Annotated in this window: 22 protein-coding genes; 5 read left to right on the top strand and 17 right to left on the bottom strand. The window is 67.9% G+C overall.

Annotated elements, in window-relative coordinates; genetic code table 11:
* Positions 1–6: 6 nt before the first annotated feature.
* Positions 7–618 carry a trimeric intracellular cation channel family protein gene (locus AB3K92_RS06600; RefSeq protein ID WP_369464696.1) on the top strand — a complete coding sequence of 204 codons (612 nt, stop codon included), beginning with the start codon at positions 7–9 and terminating at the stop codon, positions 616–618.
* A 37-nt stretch (positions 619–655) separates the two neighbouring features.
* Here the strand turns inward: AB3K92_RS06600 and AB3K92_RS06595 are convergent, their stop codons facing one another.
* From AB3K92_RS06595 to AB3K92_RS06550, 10 genes are all read right to left on the bottom strand, one after another.
* The gene (locus tag AB3K92_RS06595; RefSeq protein WP_257250067.1) at positions 656–1039 is read right to left on the bottom strand and encodes a VOC family protein; all 384 of its coding nucleotides are present in this window, start codon (positions 1037–1039) and stop codon (positions 656–658) included.
* Between the two features lie 115 nt (positions 1040–1154).
* Entirely contained in the window at positions 1155–1976 is an 822-nt protein-coding gene (locus AB3K92_RS06590; protein ID WP_059676049.1) for a heme ABC transporter ATP-binding protein, read from the bottom strand.
* A 19-nt stretch (positions 1977–1995) separates the two neighbouring features.
* Positions 1996–3084, bottom strand: a complete 1089-nt coding sequence (locus AB3K92_RS06585) for an iron ABC transporter permease (RefSeq protein WP_124626702.1) — start codon at positions 3082–3084, stop codon at positions 1996–1998.
* Positions 3085–3099: 15 nt separating this feature from the next.
* Positions 3100–3981 (bottom strand): hemin ABC transporter substrate-binding protein, encoded by an 882-nt coding sequence (locus AB3K92_RS06580; RefSeq protein WP_175904319.1) that lies wholly within the window; start codon positions 3979–3981, stop codon positions 3100–3102.
* Between the two features lie 32 nt (positions 3982–4013).
* Positions 4014–5105, bottom strand: coding sequence for a hemin-degrading factor (locus tag AB3K92_RS06575; protein WP_369464695.1), 1092 nt, complete (start codon positions 5103–5105; stop codon positions 4014–4016).
* Positions 5106–5154: 49 nt separating this feature from the next.
* Positions 5155–7425, bottom strand: a complete 2271-nt coding sequence (locus tag AB3K92_RS06570; protein WP_369464694.1) for a TonB-dependent hemoglobin/transferrin/lactoferrin family receptor — start codon at positions 7423–7425, stop codon at positions 5155–5157.
* A 268-nt stretch (positions 7426–7693) separates the two neighbouring features.
* Positions 7694–7921 carry a hypothetical protein gene (locus AB3K92_RS06565; RefSeq protein WP_021156479.1) on the bottom strand — a complete coding sequence of 76 codons (228 nt, stop codon included), beginning with the start codon at positions 7919–7921 and terminating at the stop codon, positions 7694–7696.
* 187 nt (positions 7922–8108) lie between these two features.
* On the bottom strand, positions 8109–8492 hold the full coding sequence (locus AB3K92_RS06560; protein ID WP_042972737.1) for a DUF6232 family protein: 384 nt from the start codon (positions 8490–8492) through the stop codon (positions 8109–8111).
* A 124-nt stretch (positions 8493–8616) separates the two neighbouring features.
* The gene (locus AB3K92_RS06555; protein ID WP_011353838.1) at positions 8617–8877 is read right to left on the bottom strand and encodes a DUF2866 domain-containing protein; all 261 of its coding nucleotides are present in this window, start codon (positions 8875–8877) and stop codon (positions 8617–8619) included.
* 207 nt (positions 8878–9084) lie between these two features.
* Positions 9085–10242: a porin gene (locus AB3K92_RS06550; RefSeq protein WP_369464693.1), complete on the bottom strand. Its 1158-nt coding sequence runs from the start codon at positions 10240–10242 to the stop codon at positions 9085–9087.
* A gap of 646 nt (positions 10243–10888) precedes the next feature.
* Here AB3K92_RS06550 and AB3K92_RS06545 point away from each other — a divergent pair.
* Entirely contained in the window at positions 10889–11695 is an 807-nt protein-coding gene (locus AB3K92_RS06545; protein ID WP_021156475.1) for a MetQ/NlpA family ABC transporter substrate-binding protein, read from the top strand.
* 150 nt (positions 11696–11845) lie between these two features.
* Here AB3K92_RS06545 and AB3K92_RS06540 read toward each other — a convergent pair whose 3' ends face one another.
* From AB3K92_RS06540 to AB3K92_RS06525, 4 genes are all read right to left on the bottom strand, one after another.
* Positions 11846–12961 (bottom strand): succinylglutamate desuccinylase/aspartoacylase family protein, encoded by a 1116-nt coding sequence (locus AB3K92_RS06540; RefSeq protein WP_021156474.1) that lies wholly within the window; start codon positions 12959–12961, stop codon positions 11846–11848.
* A gap of 225 nt (positions 12962–13186) precedes the next feature.
* Entirely contained in the window at positions 13187–13969 is a 783-nt protein-coding gene (locus tag AB3K92_RS06535) for an ABC transporter substrate-binding protein (RefSeq protein WP_059590967.1), read from the bottom strand.
* Positions 13970–14195: 226 nt separating this feature from the next.
* Positions 14196–15116, bottom strand: a complete 921-nt coding sequence (locus AB3K92_RS06530) for a LysR substrate-binding domain-containing protein (protein ID WP_321898444.1) — start codon at positions 15114–15116, stop codon at positions 14196–14198.
* Positions 15117–15264: 148 nt separating this feature from the next.
* Entirely contained in the window at positions 15265–16212 is a 948-nt protein-coding gene (locus AB3K92_RS06525; RefSeq protein WP_021156471.1) for a GlxA family transcriptional regulator, read from the bottom strand.
* 107 nt (positions 16213–16319) lie between these two features.
* Between AB3K92_RS06525 and AB3K92_RS06520 the strand changes: the two genes are divergently transcribed.
* Positions 16320–16628, top strand: a complete 309-nt coding sequence (locus AB3K92_RS06520; RefSeq protein ID WP_048023487.1) for a DUF3817 domain-containing protein — start codon at positions 16320–16322, stop codon at positions 16626–16628.
* Positions 16625–17026, top strand: a complete 402-nt coding sequence (locus tag AB3K92_RS06515) for a CopD family protein (protein ID WP_369465766.1) — start codon at positions 16625–16627, stop codon at positions 17024–17026. The genes AB3K92_RS06520 and AB3K92_RS06515 overlap by 4 nt, the downstream gene beginning before the upstream one ends.
* Here AB3K92_RS06515 and AB3K92_RS06510 read toward each other — a convergent pair.
* The 3 genes from AB3K92_RS06510 to AB3K92_RS06500 form a co-directional block, all read right to left on the bottom strand.
* Positions 17013–17615 (bottom strand): hypothetical protein, encoded by a 603-nt coding sequence (locus AB3K92_RS06510; protein WP_021156468.1) that lies wholly within the window; start codon positions 17613–17615, stop codon positions 17013–17015. The genes AB3K92_RS06515 and AB3K92_RS06510 overlap by 14 nt on opposite strands.
* 216 nt (positions 17616–17831) lie before the next feature.
* Positions 17832–19220 (bottom strand): NCS2 family permease, encoded by a 1389-nt coding sequence (locus AB3K92_RS06505; RefSeq protein ID WP_021156467.1) that lies wholly within the window; start codon positions 19218–19220, stop codon positions 17832–17834.
* 583 nt (positions 19221–19803) lie between these two features.
* Positions 19804–20481, bottom strand: a complete 678-nt coding sequence (locus tag AB3K92_RS06500) for a TetR family transcriptional regulator (protein ID WP_059487496.1) — start codon at positions 20479–20481, stop codon at positions 19804–19806.
* Positions 20482–20529: 48 nt separating this feature from the next.
* Here AB3K92_RS06500 and AB3K92_RS06495 point away from each other — a divergent pair, with 48 nt between their 5' ends.
* Positions 20530–21195, top strand: a complete 666-nt coding sequence (locus AB3K92_RS06495) for an O-methyltransferase (RefSeq protein ID WP_369464692.1) — start codon at positions 20530–20532, stop codon at positions 21193–21195.
* Positions 21196–21269: the final 74 nt, after the last annotated feature.

The raw sequence follows: 21269 nt of genomic DNA, 5'->3' as shown, positions 1-21269 counted from the left end.
CGCACCATGCATACGCTTTATCTGATTGCGATCGTCGCGGAAGCGATGTCGGGTGCGCTGATGGGTATGCGGCGCGGGATGGACCGCTTCGGGCTCGCGCTCATCGGCGCGGTGACGGCGCTCGGTGGCGGCACCGTGCGCGACGTGCTGCTCGGCCACTATCCGCTCGGCTGGATCGCGCATCCCGAGTACCTGGTGATCACGCTCGCCGCGGCAACCGTCGCATCGTGGGCGGCCCGGCATGTCGCGCGAATGAAGACGCTGTTCGTCACCGTCGACGCGATCGGCCTCGCCGCGTTCACGATCATCGGCTGCGACATCGGCGCGTCGACCGGCGCCGCGCCGATCATCGTCGTGCTGGCCGGCGCGATCACCGGCGTGTGCGGCGGGATGCTGCGTGACCTGCTGTGCAACGAGATGCCGCTGATCCTGCGCGAGGAACTGTACGCGAGCGTCGCGTTCGTGACGGGCGCGTTGTATGTCGGGATGCAGCATCTCGACGTCGATGCGGGCGCGGCGACCGTGGTCGCGCTGGCAGCCGGTTTCTCGATGCGGATGCTGGCCGTGCGGCTCGGGTGGAAGATGCGGACCTTCGGCGCGGCCGACGTCGGGCATTGACGCGTGGCGGCGAGGCGGCGCGGCGGCGCGGCGGCGTTCAGTCCGGCTGCATCACCTGGAAGACATTGCCCTCCGGATCGATGCCGTCGAGCAGCCGGTACGGGAATCCGTCGAAGCGCTTGACGTCGCGCACGGTGACGCCGTCGCGCGCGAGACGGTCGCGATGCGCGTCGATGTCGGCGTCGATCCGGAAGACGAGCTTCACGTTGTTCGTCGCGGGGTTCCCATTCGACGGCGCGGCCGCGTGGCGGAACGCCGGGCCCGCCAGATGCAGGGCGAGTTCGATCGCACCCGCGTCGAGCATCGCCCATTCACCGTCGATTTCCTCGATGACAGGCAGATCGAAATGGCGTTGATAGAACGCCTTCAGCAGCGTGACGTCCTGGACGTACAGGATGATGCGGGTCATCGGAAGCGGCATGGGGTTTCCTCGAAGGGAATGCGCGAAGTGCGAATGAGATTGCCTGAAAGCCGGGCGCGCCGATCGAAGGCCGGGAGACAACCGGGAAGCGCCCGCCCGCCACGCGTCTTCGGCGTCACGCCGGGACCATGACCGGCGGCGCACCGTCGCCGGTTTCCACCATCTTCACGGAAAACCCGTAGCACTGCGCGATATGCGCGGGCGTCATCACGTCGCGCGGCGTGCCGTGCGCGACGATCGTGCCGTCGGCGAGCATCGCGATCGTATCCGCGTGCCGCGCGGCGAGGTTCGGATCGTGGACGATCGCGAGCACGCCGAGCCGCCATTCGCGCGCGACCGAGCGCACGGTGTCGAGCAGCCGGTGCTGGTGCGCGAGGTCGAGCGCGGCGGTCGGTTCGTCGAGCAGCAGGTAGCGTGGGCCGCTTTCCGTCGCCTCGTCGTCCGGCCACAGCTGCGCGAGCACGCGGGCGAACTGCACGCGTGCGAGTTCGCCACCCGACAGCGTGGTGACGTCGCGGCCGACGAGCGCGTCGGCGCCCGCGCGTTCGAGCGCGCGCCACGCGATGTCGCGATCGTGATGCGACGTCGCGCCGCTGCGCCGCGCATGCGGATAGCGGCCGAGCAGCACGATTTCGTCGACGCTGAACGGGAAGGCCGGTTGTGCGGCCTGCGGCAGCACCGCGCGCAGGCACGCGAGGCGCGGCGCGTCGATGCGCGCGAGCGGTTCGCCGTTCAGCGTGATGTCGCCGGTCACGCGCACGCCGTTCGGCGCGACGCTGCCGGTCAGCTCGCCGGCGAAGGTCTTCAGCAGCGTGCTCTTGCCCGCGCCGTTGCGGCCGAGCAGCGCGGTCACGCGGCCCGGTTCGATCGACAGCGACAGGTCGCGGAGGATCGCGTTGTGGCGGCGCGCGACGTCGAGATGGTGAGCGGTCAGCATGGTCGTCGTGAAGAAAGGGTTACCCGCCGAGCGCGCCGCGGCTTTTCCACAGCAGCGCGAGAAAGAACGGCGCGCCGAGCAGCGCGGTCAGCACGCCGAGCGGAATGTCGGCCGGCGCCGCGACCGTGCGCGCGGCGAGATCGGCGGCGAGCGTCAGCAACGCACCGAGCAGCGCGGCGCCGGGCAGCACGACGCGCTGGTCGGGGCCGCACGCGAGGCGCACGCAATGCGGCGCGACGAGCCCGATGAAGCCGATGATGCCGGCGCACGATACCAACGCGCCGACCGCGAGCGCGACCGCAACGAGCACGCGCCGCTTCAGCCGCTGCACGGGCACGCCGAGGTGCAGCGCTTCGGTTTCGCCGAGCTGCAACGCGTTCAGCGCGTCGCGTTCGCGTGCGAGCAGCACGCAGCCGATCGCGACGCACGGCGCGACGGCCGCCAGCGCGGACCATTGCGCGCCGCCGAGGCTGCCGAGGCTCCAGAAGGTCAGCGAGCGCAACTGCGCATCGTCGGCGACGAACGTGAGCAGCCCGATCGCCGCGCCGGCCAGCGCATTGATCGCAATGCCGGCGAGCAGCAGCAGCGGCAACGCGAGCCGGCCGCGCGCCGCGGCGAGCCGGTAGACGAGCGCGGCGACCGCGAGCGCGCCCGCGAACGCGGCGACGGGCAACGCGGCGGCACTTGCGTGTGCGGCGAACAGCGCGGGGCCGAGCACGATCATCGTGGTCGCGCCGAGTGCCGCGCCGCTCGACACGCCGACGAGCCCCGGATCGGCGAGCGGGTTGCGGAACAGTGCCTGCATCGCGGCGCCGGCCGCGCCGAAGCCGCCGCCGACCAGCAGTGCGAGCGCGACGCGCGGCGCGCGGATGTCGAGCAGCACCGCGCGCGCCTGCCGCGCGGCGGCGTCGCCGGTCAGCGCGGCCCAGGCTTCCGTGAGCGGAATGCGGTATGCGCCGACGCACAGCGCGACGACGGACATCGCGCACACGAGAACGGCGAGTGCGGTGAGCGCGAACGGCGCGAAGCGGCGCGACGTGCCCATGCGCGCGGCGCCGGAGCGCGACGCGGGCGACGGGGCGGGGAAGGGCGAAGCATGAGCGGGCATCGGGGCGATCCGGAATCAGGCGAGTGCATCCGACAGCCGTCGGTGCAGGGTCGTGACGGCGAGCGGCAGGCGTGGGCCGAAGCCGAGCAGGAACAGGGCATCCAGCGACACGACGCGTTGCGCGCGGCCGGCCGGCGTCGCGCCGAAGCCGGGCGTGGCGAGCAGCGCCGCGCGCCCGCCGACGGCCGCGAGCCCTTCGTCGGAAATCAGCACGACGTCGGGCGCGGCGGCGGCGAGCGCCTCGGTCGTCAGCGGCTTGTAGTGATCGAAACCCTGCATCGCGTTGCGTGCGCCCGCGTAGCGGATCATCGCGTCGGCGGCCGTGCGCTGGCCGGCGACGAGCGCCTGGTTGCCAGTATGGTTCAGCACGAACAGCACGCGCGGCGGCTGCGCGCCGCCGGGCGCGCGGGCAGCGACCGCGTCACGCGCGGCCTGCCAGTCGCGGTCGAAACGTTGCAGCAGCGCGGTGCCCGCGTCGCGCACGTCGAGCGCCTGCGCGACGCCCGTGATCTTCGCGCGGACCGATTCGACGTCGTGCCGTTCGTCGAACGTCGTCACCGCGACGCCGGCGCCTTTCACCTGCGCGATCGCGGTGGGCGGCCCGGCTTCCGCCGACGCGAGCACGAGATCGGGCCGCAGCGACAGCAGTCCCTCGGCCGACAGCGCGCGCTGGTAGCCGACTTTCGGCAAACGCTTCGCGGCATCGGGATACGTGCAGGTCGTGTCGGCGCCGACGAGCCGGTAGCGCGGCGTCTCGGCGCCGCCGAGCGCGAACGCGGTTTCCGCGAGTGCGCCGCCGATCACGACCACGCGCTTCGGCGCAGCCGGTGCAGCCTGGGCGAGCACGCTGCCGGGCAGCGCGCCGGCGAGCGCGCCGGCCGCCGCGCCCGCCAGCATCGCGCGGCGGCGCGGATCGAACGGTCGCGCGCTCACCGCGCGCCTCCGCGTGCCGCGGCCGGCAGCGTCGCGACGAGCGCGCGCCAGTCGTCGCGTTCGACCTTGCCGGGCTTGCGTTCGCCGAACAGCAGCGCGACGTGGTCGCCCTGCCGGTCGAACAGCTCGAGCGACGTGACGATGCCGTCGCTCGTCGGCTTCTTCACGACCCACGCGGCGGCGATCAGGTCCTCGCGCACGTGCAGGTTGAAGCCCGGATCGAGGACGTTGATCCACGCGCCGACCTCGCGCACGTTCGCGACCGGGCCCGTATGAATCTGGATCATCCCCGCGTTGCCCACGAACACCATGATCGGCTGCCCGCTCTGGGCGGCCTGTTCGAGCACGTGGCGCAGCGCATGCGCGGTTTCGACCGGATACGCGTAGTGCGGATCGGCGAGGCGCAGCGCCTGCATGCGGCTCACGCCGAAGCGCTGCGTGATGCCGAAGAACTGGTGCGTGTCGGTCATCGCGTCCCACGCGGCGCGAAAACCCGCGACGTCGATCTCGGTGTCGGCGCGTTCGGGCGTTTTCGGCGCGGCGGCCGCGACCTCGAGTCCCGGCTCCTGCGACGGCGCGCGCCAGCGCTCGACGAACGCGTCGTACGCGGCGTGGTCGCTGTGCGCGCGCAGGTAGACCTTGTGAATCGCATGCCCCTGCGCGTCGAAGAACTGCAGGCTCTTCAGCGGGCCGTGCGCGGTCTCGTCGCGCACCGCGAACGCCGACACCCAGTGACGATAGAAGATGCGCAGGTCGATATCGCCGAGCGCGAGGCCGACGGGCCCGTCATGGCTCATCTGCGCATATTCGCCGTCCTTCTCGTGGACGGCCGTATCGTTGCGCGTGAGCGCCATCACGCGGCCGAGGCGCGGCATTTCCTCGAACATCGCCGGAAAGCGCGCGTCGAGCCGCACGACGTGCTCGCCGACGAACGCGGCGAGCGCCTCGCCTTCGCTGACGCCGAGCGCCTGCGCGACGTCGCGGTTGCGCAGCTGGCGCTCGGTCTTGAGCTTGACGAACGCGTCGCGCAGCGCGGCGGCCGCGCGGGCCGGCGTGGCCGGTCGACCGGGAAGGGCGGATTGCATCATGTCGGACTCCTTCAAGTAACGGTTGGGGTGGTTGCGCGGGCGGCGCGCATCAGAAATCCACTTTCATGCTGACGGCGACCGTGCGGCCGGACGACGTATATGCATCGAGCACCTGCGAATCGGCTGCGATGCCGCGCACGTCCGACCAGTTCCAGTATTTGCGGTCGAACAGGTTGCGGATGCCGACCGTCGCGCTCACGTGCTTGTTGAAGCGGTAGCCGCCGCGCAGGTCGACGACGAACGACGACGGCGGCGAGAAGCACGTCTTGTTCGAACAGTCGGACTTGTCGATGTCCTTGTCGCGTTTCGCGGCCTGGAACAGCAGGTCGGTCTGCACGAACCAGCGTTCGGTCGGTTCGTAGCGCACGCCGAACACGGCGGAGAACGGGTTGACGGTGTTGAGCGGCTGGCTTGCCGCGCCGTCGTTCTGCGTCGAGCCCTTCGTGAACGCCATCGCCGTCTTCAGCGTGATGCCGTTCGGCATCACCCATTCGGCACGGCCTTCGAGGCCGTGGATGCGCGCGTCGGCGAAGTTCACGTACTGGAACACGGACGGGTCGGCCGGCCGGCCGCTGCCGGCGATCGTTGTGCGCGAGATGAAGTTGCGGTAGCGGCCCGTGAACGCGGCCGCGCTGTAGCGCACGACGCCGTAGCCGGTGCCGGCCTTGCCGCGCAGCCCGGCTTCGAAGGTATCGCTCGTCTCGGGCTTCAGGTTCGGATTGCCGATCGACGTGTAGCCGTACACCGGGTTCGAGAAACTGCTGTTCACCTGGTCGGGTGTCGGTGCGCGGAAGCCGTGCGCGTACTGCACGTACGGAATGATCGCCGGTGTGATCTCGTAGAGCACGGCGACGCGCGGCGACAGTTCGTTCGCGCTGGTCGACACGGCCTTGCCGGTGAACAGCGGATCGTTTGCGGTCGGGCTCAGCCGGTACGTGTCGAAGCGCAGGCCCGGCGTGACGAGCAGGCGGCCGTAGCCGATCTGGTCCTGCAGGAACGCACCGAACAGCGTGTAGTCGGTGTCGGGAAACGCCTTGTTCGGGAACGCTTCGCCGACGCCCGGCACCGTGCCGTCGCGCAGGTTCGTCACGCGCGACACGCTGCCGTCGACGCCATACAGCAGCTTGTGCGCGAACGGCCCGGTCGCGAAGCCGCTTTCGGCGAACGCCGAGCCGCCGAACGTGCGTTCCTTGTACTGGTTGTCGCGCGAGCGCGATTTCAGCGGCGCGCCGCGCGTCTCGAACGCGTACTGGTCCTGCTTTGCGTCCTGGTAGTAGAACTGCACGTGCGCGGTCTGGAACCAGCGGAACCCATCGTCGCGGAAATCGTAGCCGACGCTGAAGCGGTTGCGTTCGAGCCGGTCGTTCGTCGTGAGGCCGAGCGTGGTCGGCGGATTGATCGCGGACAGCACGTCGGTGCTCACGCGCCGCTGCACCGTTTCGGCGGTGAGCTTGAACGTGTCGCGCGCGGTGGGCGTCAGCACGAGCTTGCCGAGCAGCGATTCCGAATAGACGTCCTGCGGATTCGACGTGGTGCGCAGCGTGCTCGCCGAGTTGTTGCTGCCGCGCGTGTCGACCTCGTGGCCGCGCCGCCCGTCGGCGATGATCATTCCCTGGACGCGATCGTTGCCGCCCGCGGCCGACACGGTCGCGCCGATGCTGCGGTCGGCCGAGTCGTAGCTCGGCCGGAACGAGAAGTAGGCGGGCTTGTTGTAGATCGACAGCAGGTCGCGCGGATCCTTCGTGATGAAGTTCACCGCGCCGGTCAGGCCGTCGCTGCCGTAGAGCGCCGACGCCGGCCCGCGCAGGATCTCGATGCGCTTGAGCGTGTCGAGATCGGCGTAGTCGCCGCGCCCCGCTTCGAGCGGGCCGAATGAAAACGCGTTCGGCAGGCGGATGCCGTCTTCCATCAGCAGCACGCGATTGCCTTCGAGGCCGCGGATGTTGATGCTCGAATCGCCGTCGCGGCCGCCGCCGAGCGCGGCGGTGCCGGGCCGGTACGCGGTGCGGCGCACCGTGATGCCCGGCTCGTAGCGCAGTGCATCCTTGATGTTGGTGGCCTGCTGCTCCTCCAGATCCTCGTCGGTGATCACCGAGACGGACGCAGCCGTGCGGCTCGTGGCCGTTGCGGTGCGGTTGGCCGTGACGGTGACGGGATCGAGCAGCGCCGCATCGCCGCGCGTGGACGCGGCAACGAGCAGGGTGGAAGGCGGGGTGGCGCCTTGCGGCGACGAATCGGCGTGAGCCGGGGCGGCGGACAGGCCGAACGCGCCGAACAGCGCGGCACAGATCGGCCGCCGCGCCAGCGTATAGCAATGCACAGGTGGTCTCCCATTGACGAAAACAAGCCCGAAGGCTGGCTGGGTGACGCGTTCACCTGGCTGGCCCGCCCGCGCACGGAATGCGGCGGGCGGCGAATTGAAAGGCAACTGATAATTTTGCCAGTGTAAATGAGAATTATTATCAATACAAGAACGAAAGGCGGCACGCGTGGGTGAGCGCTCACCTGCGCGGCTCGGGCCTGCCGTGGCGGGAAATACGGGAGAAGCGCGGGCTCCGTCGCGAGCCCGTCACGAGCGTGAACAGGCCCTAGGCGAGTGCTTCGATGCGGATCAGCAGGTTGCGTGCATGCGTGATGAACGCATCGTGCGTCGCGCGATCGCCGTGGCCTTCGAGGCCGGCCTGTTCGGCGAACGCGATCTGTTCGGTGTAGAGGTCGACGAGCGCACGGCGTGCGTCAGGGGGAAGCGCGCGGATCATCGACACGATCAGCAGTTCCTGCGCGCGAAGCGTGCCGGACAGCGTCTGGACGTTCATGCTGGCCTCCTCGGACGATGCGGCGACGAGCCGCTCTTTCCATACTAGGCGGTCGGCGTACGCAGCGCAGGCGACGCGGTGGTGGAATGCGATTCGACGGGGCAATCGAGGGCGCCGTTGCGCGACGCGAAACGCGCCGCGCGCGGCCGGGCACCACGGATCGAAGCGTGCAGGGATGCGAACGGAATCAGCCGGCCGTCGTTGCGGCCTGCGCATCGCGCACGACCTGCGCGACGCGTTCGACGAACTCGACGTCGACGCTCGACAGCGCTTCGCGCTTGCCGTCGGGCATCTCGACCATCAGGCGATACGTGACGTCCTGCGTGGTCCACGCGAGATAACCGACGACGGCGAGCATCACGCCGACGACGAGCGCGGCGCTCGATCCGGCGATGCCGCCCGCCACGGCGGCGGCCGCGCCGATCAGCGAGATCAGCGACGGCACGAGGCGGTTTTTCGGAATCTTGACGACATCGACGTGGCGGATGTCACGCAGCGCGAATACCTGCCCGGCGGCCGACAGGCCGTTGCGCGTGATCATCACGCCGCGTTCGTTGAATGCGTTTTCCATCATGTGTTGCGTGGACGAAAACGCGCAGCGTAGCAGGTTTCATTGCCGCATCAAACGAGACCGACTGCCGCACGATGCGTGCGGCGCGCTCGAAAGACAGGCAGCGGGTGGAACGGGACGGCGTTCAGAACTGCAGCCGGCCGTCGCCGTAAAGCCGGCCCGGCACGTGCGACGCGACGACCTCGGCGATCTCTTCGTCGGTCGATTCGGCCGGCACGATCTGGCGCCGCGCGGGTGCGTCGAGATGCATCGTCCATTCGACGAGACGATACGGCCGCCCCCACGGGCGCTGCATTTCGACCGATACGCGGCAGCTCTGGACCGGCATCGAGTGTTGGCACGTCAGAATCGCGTGCAGATGGCTGAAAACGGTATCTTCGATCATCATGGCCTCCGATCCTGTCTTGTGGGCAATCGATGGCGGCGCCGTCGGCGGTTCAAAAAAAAAGCCGCCGATGTTCAGGCGGCCAACAGGGGGGGTGAGAGCATCCTCTCAGCCCAGAATTAAGCGAAACTTAAAAGCCCATAAAAAAGCGCCCCGCGTGGAGCGGGGCGCTTCTTGCCGTCGTGATCCGCGAGTTAAGCGAATGCTTTAGAACTTGTGACGGATACCGATACGTGCGGCGATCTGGTTCTTCGAACCCGTGCCCGACGTGTTGAAGTAGCTCGTGCTCGAGCCGATCTGCGCTTGCACGCCCTTGCCCGATGCCTGCTGGTACACGACCAGGCCGTACACGTCGGTACGCTTGCTGAGTGCGTAGTCGGCGATACCGTTGACCTGGTTCCAGTGCCACGAGTTGCCGTTCTGCGTCGCGTTCGTGTACGTGTAGCCGAGGCCGCCCGACAGAGCCGGCGTGAACGCGTACTTCGCACCTGCTTCATACGCGTTGTAGAACGTGCCGCCTGCGCCCGAGACGGTCGAGAACTGCGTACGCGTCCACAGCAGCCATGCCGTTGCCGGGCCCCAGACGTAGCGGCCGCCCACACCGTAGGTGCGCAGGTCGCGGACGTTGCCCGTGCTCAGGTTCGCGATCGTCGTCGAGAATGCCGGCGTCGACTGGCTCGGGAAGCGGATGTCCGTGTACGCGGCGCCGAGCGAGAACGGGCCGTTCGCGTAGTTCAGGCCGAAGCTGTATGCGCGCGACGAGCCTGCCGTCGTCGTCGTGCCCGACGTCGTTGTCGGTGCGCCGGCGAAGTCCGTCGAGTTCGAGAAGCCGTACAACGCGCCGAACGTGAAGCCCGAGTAGTTCGCGCTCTGGAACTTCACGGCGTTGTTGATGCGGCTCGACGTGAGCTGGTCGATGTCGTTCACGTGGTACGCGTAGTTGCCCGCGACCGTGTTGCCGCCCGTCGAGTAGTTCGAGCCGAGGATGTCGGTCGAGAACGAGTACTGGCGGCCGAACGTGACCGTGCCGTATTGCGACTGGCTCAGGCCGACGTAAGCCTGGCGGCCGAAGATCGCGCCGCCCTGGCCGATCGTGCCGTTACCGCTGTTGAAGCCGTTTTCGAGCACGAAGATCGCCTTCAGGCCGCCGCCGAGGTCTTCGGTGCCGCGCAGGCCCCAACGGCTGCCCTGGGCAACGCCGTCGTCATACTTGAACAGCTTGCCCGAGCCGCCGTTGGCGGTCTTGCTGTGGTTCACGTAGCTGATACCGGCATCGATGACGCCGTACAGCGTCACGCTGCTTTGTGCGTGCGCCGTGCCGGCCGTTGCTGCCAGGACGGCGATGGTCAACAGTTTCTTGTTCAAAGGATTCTCCGAGCGAATAAATGGCGTGTCCAGTTGCGGTTCCGGCGCTCTCTATGGGCGCTTTCACGGACCGGCGGCAACTTTATCGAGGGGCCACGTAATGAATATGACAGCGACTGTCATATGAAGAATGTGTGGCGCCGATGCGACATTAGGGCCTGCTTGCATATGGAACGTGCATGCGTTGCCACGAGAACGGCCGCTCGCGAGGCGCGTGACGCCGCGAATACTGACGTATTCGCAAGGAGCGCAACGCGGCGAGCGGCCGTTCTCGTGGCAACCCCAAACTAAAAATTCAATCCACGGGAATGCCCGAAATCGCCCGCATGGCGGCGTCGCTCGTCGCTTGTCCCCCAAGGGGACTTCCTGCGGGGCGTTTGGCTCGGCCAAACGGCGCTCCTCACTTCTTGCCTGCGCCCCGTTAGGAAGTCCCCTGGGGGGACGAGCGATTTCGGGCATTCGCATGTACGTTCCATATGCAAGCAGGCCCTAAATTCTGCCCGGTTGTACCGTCGCGGGTTATACCGAATTCGGCTGAGAATCGATCCGGCCCCGGAATATGCACATGAAATAAGCTTGGTTGGTGGCGTTCCGGCCCCGTGCCACGATCCGTCTTCCAACAAACGACACGGGACAAGAGGACACCATGCGACGTTCATTCCTGACCGGCCTCGGCGCGCTCGCAGCCGCACTGGCATTCGCGGCGCCCGGCGCGCACGCCGACTCGCAAACGCTGAAGATCGGCACGATGAGCGGCCCCGACGCGCAGATCTGGACCGAGGTGACGAAGGTCGCCGCACGCGAAGGCCTCGCGATCAAGGTCATCGAATTCAACGACTACGTGCAGCCGAACGCGGCGCTCGATGCCGGCGACCTGGACGCGAACGGCTTCCAGCACCAGCCGTTCCTCGACAGCCAGATCAAGCAGCGCGGCTATAAGATCGTCAACGTCGGGCTCACCTACACCGCGCCGATGGGTTTCTATTCGAAGAAGATCAAGTCGCTGAAGGACTTGCCGGTGGGCGCGAAGGTCGGGATCCAGAACGATCCGTCGAACGGCAACCGCGCGCTGCTGCTGCTGCAGAAATACGGCGTGATCAAGCTGAAGCCGGGCGTCGGCGCCAACGGCGTGAACGCGACGCCGCTCGACGTCGCCGAGAACCCGAAGAAGATCAAGATCGTCGAACTCGACTCCGCGCAGCTGCCGCGCGCGCTGCCCGACGTCGATGCCGCGTCGATCAACACCGACTACGCGGTGAAGGCCGGGCTCACGCCGGTGAAGGATGCGATCGCGATCGAGGACCTGCGCGGGCCGTACGCGAACCTGATCGCCGTGCGCGCGCAGGACAAGGACAAGCCGTGGGTGAAGAAACTCGTCGCGGCCTATGAATCGGACGACGTGCGCAAGTTCATCGACCAGAAGTTCGGCGGCGCGATCGTGCCGGCGTTCTGAACGCCCACGCGTGCCATCGCCCGGCCGGATGGAGCGCCGGGTATTCCGGAAAGCAGATCGCCCGCGCAAGCGGGCGATTTCGTTGGTGCGCGCGGGTGAGCGCCGGGGGATGCGCGATACGCGCCGTGACCCGGCGCGCGGGCCGGCCGCTCAGGCCGACAGCAGCGAACCCGTGCGGATCGCGGTCGCGCCCGCGATGCGCGCGACTTCCATGCCGGCCGTCGCGAAGCGCACGACCTGGCGCGCGTACAGCACGCCCGACACGCTGCTCTTCAGCGTGACGACACGATCGGTCAGCGGATCGACGATGTCGGCCACGGCCTGGCCGGCCTCGATCATCGCGCCGACCGGCGTGCGGAACACGATCACGCCCGACACGGGCGCGACGAGCGGATCGGTGCCCGCGAGCGGCGTGGCCGGATGCGCGAGCGGCGGCAGCGGCGCCGGCGTGCCTTCGACGACACCGCGCTCGGTCAGGTATTCGACGATCGCCTGTGCGTCCTTTTCGGCGAATTCGTACGACACGTCGCGTTCGCTGCGCAGTTCGACCGTGACGGAAATCGCGCCGTTCGGGATCGGGAAGCGGTCGCCGAAACGGTTGCGCAGATCCGACCAGCAGAAGCTGTGGATTTCGTCGAACGGGTTGCCGACCGAATTCAGCGCGAGCAGCGACGCCTGTGCATCGAGATAGCGCGCCAGCGGCTCGACATCCGCCCACAGATCGGGGTTCGTGTACAGGTGCATCACCGCATCGTTGTCGCAGTGCAGGTCGAGCACGATATCGGCGTCGAACGACAGCTTCTGCAGCGCGAGGCGCTGCGAGTCGAGTTCGGTGCGCGGCTTCTGTTCGTCGAGCGCTTCGCGCATCGCGGTGCGCACGGCGACGAGGTTGCGCTGCGCGTCGTTCGTGAGGCGGCTTTCGACGTGCGGCAGCACGAGCGCCGCGAGATCGTGGAAATTGCGGTTGAAGTTCTGCATCGAGCCGAGCTCGAAGCGGCCGAGGTGATCGCCGAACACGTGCTGCGACAGGCCGATCGGGTTCGGCACGGGCACGATGACGACTTCGCCGCGCAGCTTGCCGGCCGTTTCGAGCGCGGCGATCTTGCGGCGCAGCAGCGTGGCGACCAGCATGCCGGGCAGTTCGTCCGCGTGCAGCGACGACTGGATGTAGACCTTCTTGCCGCCGCGCGGGCCGTAGTGAAAGCTCGTGATCTGGCGTTCGGTACCGACGGCGGGGGAAATCAGCGGATGGGTCTGCGTTTGCATGATGGGGGAGTGCGGCGCAGCCGCGAATGATCCGGTGTGCGTGGAAGATCGATTGTACGTTGCCTTCCTCGCCCCCATCAAACCGGCGCCAGAACGCGCCGATTTTCGTTGTGAATCATCAGGTTGGTGCGGAAAAAATAACGCTGCCGGTACCGCGTGCGCAAAAAAACGGGCTCCTTGCGGAGCCCGTTCGTGCCGAAGCGAAGCGTGCGCTTGCGTGGCGGATTACTTGCCGTAGACGTCGAAATCGAAGTACTTCTTCGCGATCTTGTCGTACGTGCCGTCCTTGCGCATGCCGGCGATCGCGCTGTCGATCTTCGTCTTCAGGTCGGTGTCTTCCTTGCGCAGGCCGATACCGGCGCCGTTGCCGAGCGTCTTCGGATCGTCGAGATCCTTGCCGGCGAAGTCGAAGTTCGCGCCGCGCGGCGTCTTCAGGAAGCCGATCTCAGCCTGCACCGCGTCCTGCAGCGCGCCGTCCAGACGGCCCGAGATCAGGTCGGCGTAGACCTGGTCCTGGTTCTGGTAGGGCACGACGTTCACGCCCTTCGATGCCCAGTACGTCTTCGCGTAGGTTTCCTGGATCGTGCCCTGCTCGACGCCGACCGACTTGCCCTTCAGCGATTCGGCCGTCGGCATCAGGCCGGCACCCTTCTTCGTGACGAGGCGCGTCGGCGTGTTGAACAGCTTCGCCGAGAAGGCGATCTGTTCCTGACGCGCCGGCGTCATCGACATCGACGACAGCACGCCGTCGAACTTGCGGGCCTTCAGCGCCGGAATCATCCCGTCGAAGTCGTTTTCGATCCACACGCACTTCGCGTTCATGCGGCGGCAGATTTCGTTGCCGAGATCGACGTCGAAACCCACAACCTTGCCGTCAGCGCCTTTCGATTCGAAAGGCGGGTAGCTTGCGTCGACGCCGAACCGCACGGTCGACCAGTCCTTCGCATACGCGCTGCCGGCCGATACGGCGAGCAGGGCAACGGTCACAGCCGCAAGAATCTTTTTCACCAGGTGACTCCTCGTTTTGTTCGATGGGTGCGCGGTTGTGCCGCGCCGTAAGCCTTCGGCCGGCCGCGGCTTCGCGGCAGGCTGTCCGTTTCGCCCACCCGATGCGGGCGCGCGACGTGCGCAAGATTATCAAGACAAAATACCGGCAGGGCGCCTAGGACAAGCCCCGATACCGGGCCCGGCGGCGGCGCGTTGCGTGCGCCGCCGTTTCAGACACAGGAACGATTCAGCCGAGCGTTTCGTTGACCGCACGCTGCAGGCACGTGACGAATTGCGTGACGGCGGGCGTGGGCAGCAGGTCGCGCCGCGCGATGATCGACAGGTCGAAGCGCGGCATGCGCTCGTCGAGTTCGGCCGTGCGGATGCCGAGCGGCGCGACCGTCGCGGCGAGCGGGCGCGTGAAGCAGCCGATCACGTCCGAGTGCGCGACGAGCCCGAGCGTCACCGCGAACGACATCGGCGAGCGCAAGAGCCGCTTCGGCAGCGGCAGCCCGTGCGCCTGGAACATCCCGACCATCACGCTGTGCGGAAACTGCTCGGCGCCGACGGTGACGATCCACTCGGCATCGAGCAATTCCTCTAACCGGCGCGCGTGCGCGAGCGGGTGGCCTTCGCGCATCACGACGGTGAATTCGGTCGACAGCAGCGGCAACTGCGTGAAATCGCGATCGAGCGCGGGCACGTGGTGCATCGCAGCGATGTCGAGCGTGCCGTTGCGCAACTGCGCGAGCGCGTCGGGCACCGTCACTTCCTCGAGATGCAGGCTCACATCCGGCATCGACCGGCGAAATGCCGTCACCGCGCGCGGCAGCGCCGTCAGCGCGATCGACGGCATCGTGCCGACCGCGACCCGGCCGGACATCTCGCCCTTCACCTGTTCGACGGCCTCGACCGTGCGGCGGATATCGCCGAGCAGTTGCTCGGCGCGCGGCAGCAGCGCATGGCCGCATGCGGTCAGCTCGACGCCGCGGACGCTGCGCGCGAGCAGTTCCGCGTTGAGCGCCGTTTCGAGCTCGCGGATCGTATGCGTGATCGCGGGCTGCGTGACGCCGAGTTCGCGCGCCGCGGCGCGCAGGCTCTTGTGATGCGCGGCGGAGACGAACGCCTGGAGCTGCGCGATGTTCAGGGGATTGCGGATGCGGGTCATCGATCGGGTCCGGTTGGCGCGACAGTGTGGCGAACGAGGCGGGGCGGCGGCGGTTTTCGGTCGCGATCCCGAGGGTTGCATGCACGCGGTGCCGCGCCGGCTCGACACATCGCGTGCCGTTGCGCAGGCGGCGGTGACGTTGCGAACGTCACGCGCCGGCGCGCGCGCGGAACGCGCGACGATACCGCTGCGGCGACGTGCCGACGATGCGCGCGAACCGCTCGCGAAACGCGGTGACCGAACTGAACCCGGCCTCCGTCGCGACATGCTCGACCGACAGTTCCGTGACCTCCAGCAACTGCTGCGCATGCCGGACGCGCGCGGTCTGCAGCCATTGCCGCGGCGACGTGCCGGTCTGTTCCTGGAAGCGCCGCGTCAGCGTGCGCACGCTCGTCGACGCCTTGCGGGCCATCTCGTCGAGCGTGAGCGGCTTGCGCAGGTTCGCCTGGAGCCAGTCCATCAGGTCGTGCAGCCCGTCGGTGGCGGCCGGCCATTCCGGCGCGATGAACTGCGCCTGCCCGCCTTCGCGCACGCGCGGCGCCACCGCGCTGCGTGCGGCGTCGACGGCAACCGCCGCGCCGTAGTCGGCCTGGATCATGTGCAGGCACAGGTCGAGGCCGGCCGCCGCGCCGGCCGACGTCAGGATGCGCCCGTTGTCGACGAACAGCACGTTCGGATCGACGTCGACGTCCGGATAGCGGCGTGCGAGTTCGGCGGCCGCGAGCCAGTGCGTCGTCGCGCGCAGGCCGTCGAGCAACCCGGCTTCCGCGAGCACGAACGCGCCGCTGCAGATCGACGCGATCCGGCACCCGCGCGCGGCCGCTTCGCGCAGGGCGGCAATCGCACGGCGTGACGTGGGTGCGAGCGGCACCGACGTGCCGGGGACGACGATCGTATCGGCGTCGGCGAGCGCATCGAGGCGAAACGGGGGCCGCAGCTCGAACAGGTCGCCGGCGACGCGCGGATGCTCGCTGCACACGCATACGCGGTAGGCCTGTTCGACACCGGGCGCACGCACGCGCGCGAACGTGTCGCATGCGACGCCCAGATCGAACGGGACGACATCGGGCAAGGCGAGCACGGCGACCGTATGCATGGCGTTCGAGGGTTTGGCCAGAATCCGTTGAAAGATGTCATTCTAGCCAATGGCTCGAACCCGCACCACACGCGACAATCGCGGCGGATCAACCTGGAGCCCCGCCGATGAAACAAGACGATCGCGACGCGTTGCGGAACCTGCAGTACCTGTCGTTGCTGGAGGCGACCACACTCGTCGTGCTGGTGTGCGTCGCCGTGCCGCTCAAGCATCTGGCCGGTTATCCGGTCGCGGTTTCGATCATGGGGCCGGTCCACGGCATCGCGTTCGCGATGTACGTGTGGGCGGTCGTCGGCACCGCATCGAGCGGGCTGTGGAGCAGGGGCGACGTCGCGCGGCTCGTGCTGTCGGCCGTCGTGCCGTTCGCGGGGCTGGCGAGTGCGGGATGGATCGCGCGCCGGAGGCACGCGCGATGATCTACCTGATGATGAAGACCGTGCACGTGGCGGCCGTCGTCACGTTCGTCGGCGGGCTGCTGATGCTGTCCGTCGGTGTCCGGGTCGCGAACCTCGCCGTGCATCGCGCGGTGCGGCGCTGGGATCGCATGGTGACGGCGCCTGCACTCGCGATCGTCTGGATCACGGGTGTCGCGATCGCGCTCAACGGGCACTGGTTCGGCGCGGCGTGGCTGTCGGTGAAGCTTGCGGTCGTCGTCGCGCTGTCGGCGCTGCACGGCGTGCTGGCCGGCACGCTGCGGCGCATGGAGCGCGACGATCTCGTCGTCGTGCCGACACCGTGGCTCGGTCAGGCGGCGGGCGCGGTCGTGGCCGCGACGGCGATCGTCGTCGGGCTGGTCGTGATCAAGCCGTTCTGACGAGTGCCGTTTCTACGGCCGCCAGCGTACGGCGCCGGATCCAGCCGCTTCCCAGCCGGATCGCGAGCCAGTACGGCGTGAGCAGCCAGCGCGTGCGCTCGCTCGGGCAGTGGATGAACGTTTCCGTGCGCAGCATGTGCGCGCCCGATGCGAGCCCGACGACCTCGAAGCGGAGCACCAGCTTCGCATCGCGCGGGTCGTCGTGCCGCACGAAGGCCGTTGCGTCGGCGATCGTTCGAACGTCGGGCGTGGGACGCCAGAAGCGGCCGACGAGGCCGAGCGACAGCGATGTGTCGTCGCGGTGGAGCAGCGTGAACGAGTCGAAGCCGAAGCGCGCGTGTTCGGGGCGGGCCGGCCCGTTGCGGAGCGCGCCGGCGACGGCGGCCGGGAATTCGCGCACCATGAGCAGCGCGTCGATGACGGGATCGGCACGCATGTCGAGCGACGCGACGGCGTCGATGATGCGCGCGGGCGGCGCGTCGATCGGCTGCGATTCATGCACTTCGTGGAACCCGAACGACGGGATGAACGGCGGCTTGCGCGCCGAGGTCCGGGTGCTCGATTCGGAGACGATGCCGAGCGCGTTCATCGCGGCTCCTGAAGGGGGCAAAGCGCGATCGTAGCACCGGGCGCGGATTTGCGTCGCGCCGTTGCGGCGACGCGCATCATGCTGCACTGCACGCACAAAAAAAGCCTGGAAACTTGCGTTCCCAGGCCTGGAGACCATCAACGACGATGGTGGAGGAGACGATGTCGTCCCGATGCGCGCCGCCCTTCTGCAGGCAACGTCGCGCATGTCTCGCGGTCAGATCGCCCAGCCGCCGAGATAGAACGTGACGAGCACGGCCGCGATCAGCACGGTGCCGACGTTCAGCTTGCGGAATTCGCCGCTGGCGATGCGGCCGATCACGAGCGTCGAGAAGCCGAGCATGATGCCCGTCACGATGTTCGCGGTCAGCACGATGAACACCGCGCACACGAGGCCCGACATCGCGTCGACCATGTCGTCCATGTGCAGCTTGCTCACGCTGCCGAGCATCAGCAGGCCGACGTACATCAGCGCGGGTGCGGTGGCGTACGACGGCACGAGGCCCGCGAGTGGCGAGAAGAACATCACGACGAGGAACAGCAGGCCGACCACGGCGGCCGCGAGGCCCGTCTTCGCACCGGCGGCCACGCCGACGCTCGACTCGATGTAGGCCGCCGCCGGCGCGCCGCCGAGGAAACCGGAGAAGATCGAGCTGATCGAATCGGCGGTCAGCGCGCGGCCGCCGTTGATGATGCGGCCGTTCTCGTCGAGCTGGCCGGCCTGGCCCGCGACCGCGCGGATCGTGCCGGTCGCGTCGAACACGGCGGTCATCACCAGCGCCAGCACGCTCGGCAGCACGGCCATTGACAGCGCGCCCTTGATGTCCATCGCGCCGATCAGCGATGCATGGCCCGGTGCGCTCAGCGACGGCAGCGCGAAGACGCCGTGGTACTTCACGGCGGGATCGAAGATCAGCCCGAAGATCGAGATCGCGATCACGACGAGCAGGATGCCGCCCGGCACGCGACGCTTCTCGAGGCCGAAGATCGCGGCGAGGCCGACGACGGACATGATCACCGGGAGGGCGGTGATCTGGCCGAGCGAGACCGGCAGGCCGGCGCCCGGGTTCTTGATCACGAGGCCGACGTCGTTCGACGCGATCAGCAGCAGGAACAGGCCGATGCCGATCCCGGTGCCGTGCGCGACGCCCGCGGGCAGGTTGCGCAGGATCCACGAGCGCACGCCGGTCACCGAGATGCCGGTGAACACGAGGCCCATCAGGAACACGGCGCCGAGCGCGACCGTCGGATGCAGCCCCTTGCCGAGCACGAGGCCGAACGCGGTGAACGCGGTCAGCGAGATCGCGCAGCCGATCGCGATCGGCAGCTTCGCCCACAGGCCCATCAGCAGCGAGCCGAACGCGGTCGTGAGGCAGACCGCGACGAACACCGCGCTCGTGTCGAAGCCGGCCTTGCCGAACATGCCGGGCACGACGAACACGGAATAGACCATCGCGAGGAAGGTGGTGACGCCGGCGACGATCTCGGTGCGTTGCGTGCTGCCGCGCGACGAAATGCCGAAGTACCGGTCGATGACTCCCTGGGTGCCAAAGTCAGATTCTGCCGCGCCGACGTCGACCGTCGGCTGCACCGGGGTATCACTCATGAGCTTGCTCCTTTATCAGCATGCTGAAACGGCCCGTAGCGAACCGTCGTCAGGGTGTCTCGTATCTAGTTGGGATTTGTCGGCAACGTCGTGGGGACGAATGACGCGTGATGCGTGTCGTTACGTGCGAATCGAAACGATCGCGAGGGTGTCGCGTCGGACGACGCGTGGTGTGGTCGACCCCGTCACGTGTGCTTTGCCGTAGCGAAGGTTAGGCGAGCGGCCCATCACGTCCCATCGGGGGAAGTGCATGCAGCGCATGTCGCAGCGCTTATATCGGCGTGCAACCGGGCTCCGTCGCGACGACACGCGTGTATACGCCTAGTTCGAATCCGTTAAGGCGACTATTTGAATGCGGGGTCGACGGGCAGGGCGGGAGCGGGTGAGGCATTGAATATTACGAATATCTTTCATCGAGGCGGTGCACGCGCATGAAAACGGCGGCGCGCGACGCGATGCGGTGCGGTGCGCGGCCGTGTACAAGCGGCACCCGGATGATACCGGTGCCGCACGCGGCTTGCGCTAGCGCGTTCCGGCCCTCGTCGCTTCGGTCGCGCCGGTCGCGTCAATCGCTTGGGTCGCGTCAGTCGCGTGCGAGATGCGCGAGGTACGCGCAGAACATGTCGGCCATCGCGGTCGAATAGGCGTCGATTTCCGCCGGCGTGCGCGCGGTTTCGGAGAACGCCTTGCCGCCCGACGTGAGCGTTGTCTTGATCAGCTCGCAGGCGAGCGCATGCGTGGTGTCGGGCACGCCGGGCAACGCTTCGCGCATGAATGCGCTGAAGACCCGGTTGCCTTCGGCTCTCACTTCCTGTGCTTCGGGCGCGTCGCGATAGAGCGGTGCGGCGTCGTCGAGCGCGATGCGCATGCCCGCCTCGTCGCATTCCGACTGGATGAACGCATGGACGGCCGTGCGCAGTCGCTCGGGCGGCGTCTTCTGCGTGTCCTGCAGTATTCGGCACAGCATGTCGGACGTCTGCCGCCATTCGTCGTGCTGCAGCCGGAACAGCACCGACGCCTTGTTCGGGAAGTACTGGTACAGCGAGCCGACGCTCACGCCGGCGCGCTCGGCGACGCGCGCCATCGTGAAGCGCTGCGCGCCTTCGGTCGCCAAAACCTGAACAGCAGCCTGGAGGACGTCTTCGACGAGACGGGTCGAGCGCGCCTGCCGAGGCAGCTTGCGCGTGGCAATCGGGGCATTTCGACGGTCGGTCATGGGCGGTTGGCCAATGCGAATAGTAAAACCTGAATAGTTCGTCATATTCTAGTCGGGCGCACTGACGCACTCAACCTGACACTGGAGATCCGCATGACCACCCTGATTCACGACCCGCTGGCGTCGCTGCTCGCGCGCCTGTTCGACGAAGCCGAGGCGTCGTCGCCCGCGACGAGCCCGGCCTTTGCCGACGTGTCGCGCGACGAACAGGCGCGGCTGATGCGCAGCAAGACGGACTACACCGATCTGTATGCGCGCCTGAAGGACTATCCGCTTCCCGTGTCGCGCGAGACGGGCACGCTGCTGTACATGCTCGCGCGCAGCGGCGGCGCGCGGGCGATCGTCGAATTCGGCACGTCGTTCGGCATTTCGACGCTGCATCTCGCGGCCGCGCTGCGTGACAACGGCGGTGGCCGCCTGATCACGAGCGAGTTCGAACCGTCGAAGGTCGCGCGCGCGAGGGCGAACCTGGCGGCGGCCGGGCTCGCCGATCTCGTGGAGATTCGCGAAGGCGATGCGCTGCGCACGCTGGCCGCCGATCTTCCGGATTCGGTCGACCTGTTGCTGCTCGACGGCGCGAAAGGGCTGTATCCCGAGATTCTGGCGCTGGTCGAACCTCACCTCGAGGCGGGGGCGTTCGTCGTGGCCGACAACGCGGAATACAGCCCCGACTACCTTGCGTACGTGCGCGCGCCGGAAAACGGCTATCTGTCGGTGCCGTTCGGCGGCGAAGTCGAGTTGTCGATGCGGATACGCTGAACGGGCGTAACGCGGGGGGCGACGCTGTCACGCTTGTGCGCATGAAAGACAGGAAAACTGAATGAATGGTGACG

The organism is Burkholderia sp. Bmkn7, from assembly GCF_041103175.1.
Classification (GTDB): domain Bacteria; phylum Pseudomonadota; class Gammaproteobacteria; order Burkholderiales; family Burkholderiaceae; genus Burkholderia; species Burkholderia cepacia.
The sequence above is the reverse complement of the archived record's forward strand: the minus strand, read 5'-3'. Positions and strand labels throughout refer to the sequence as shown.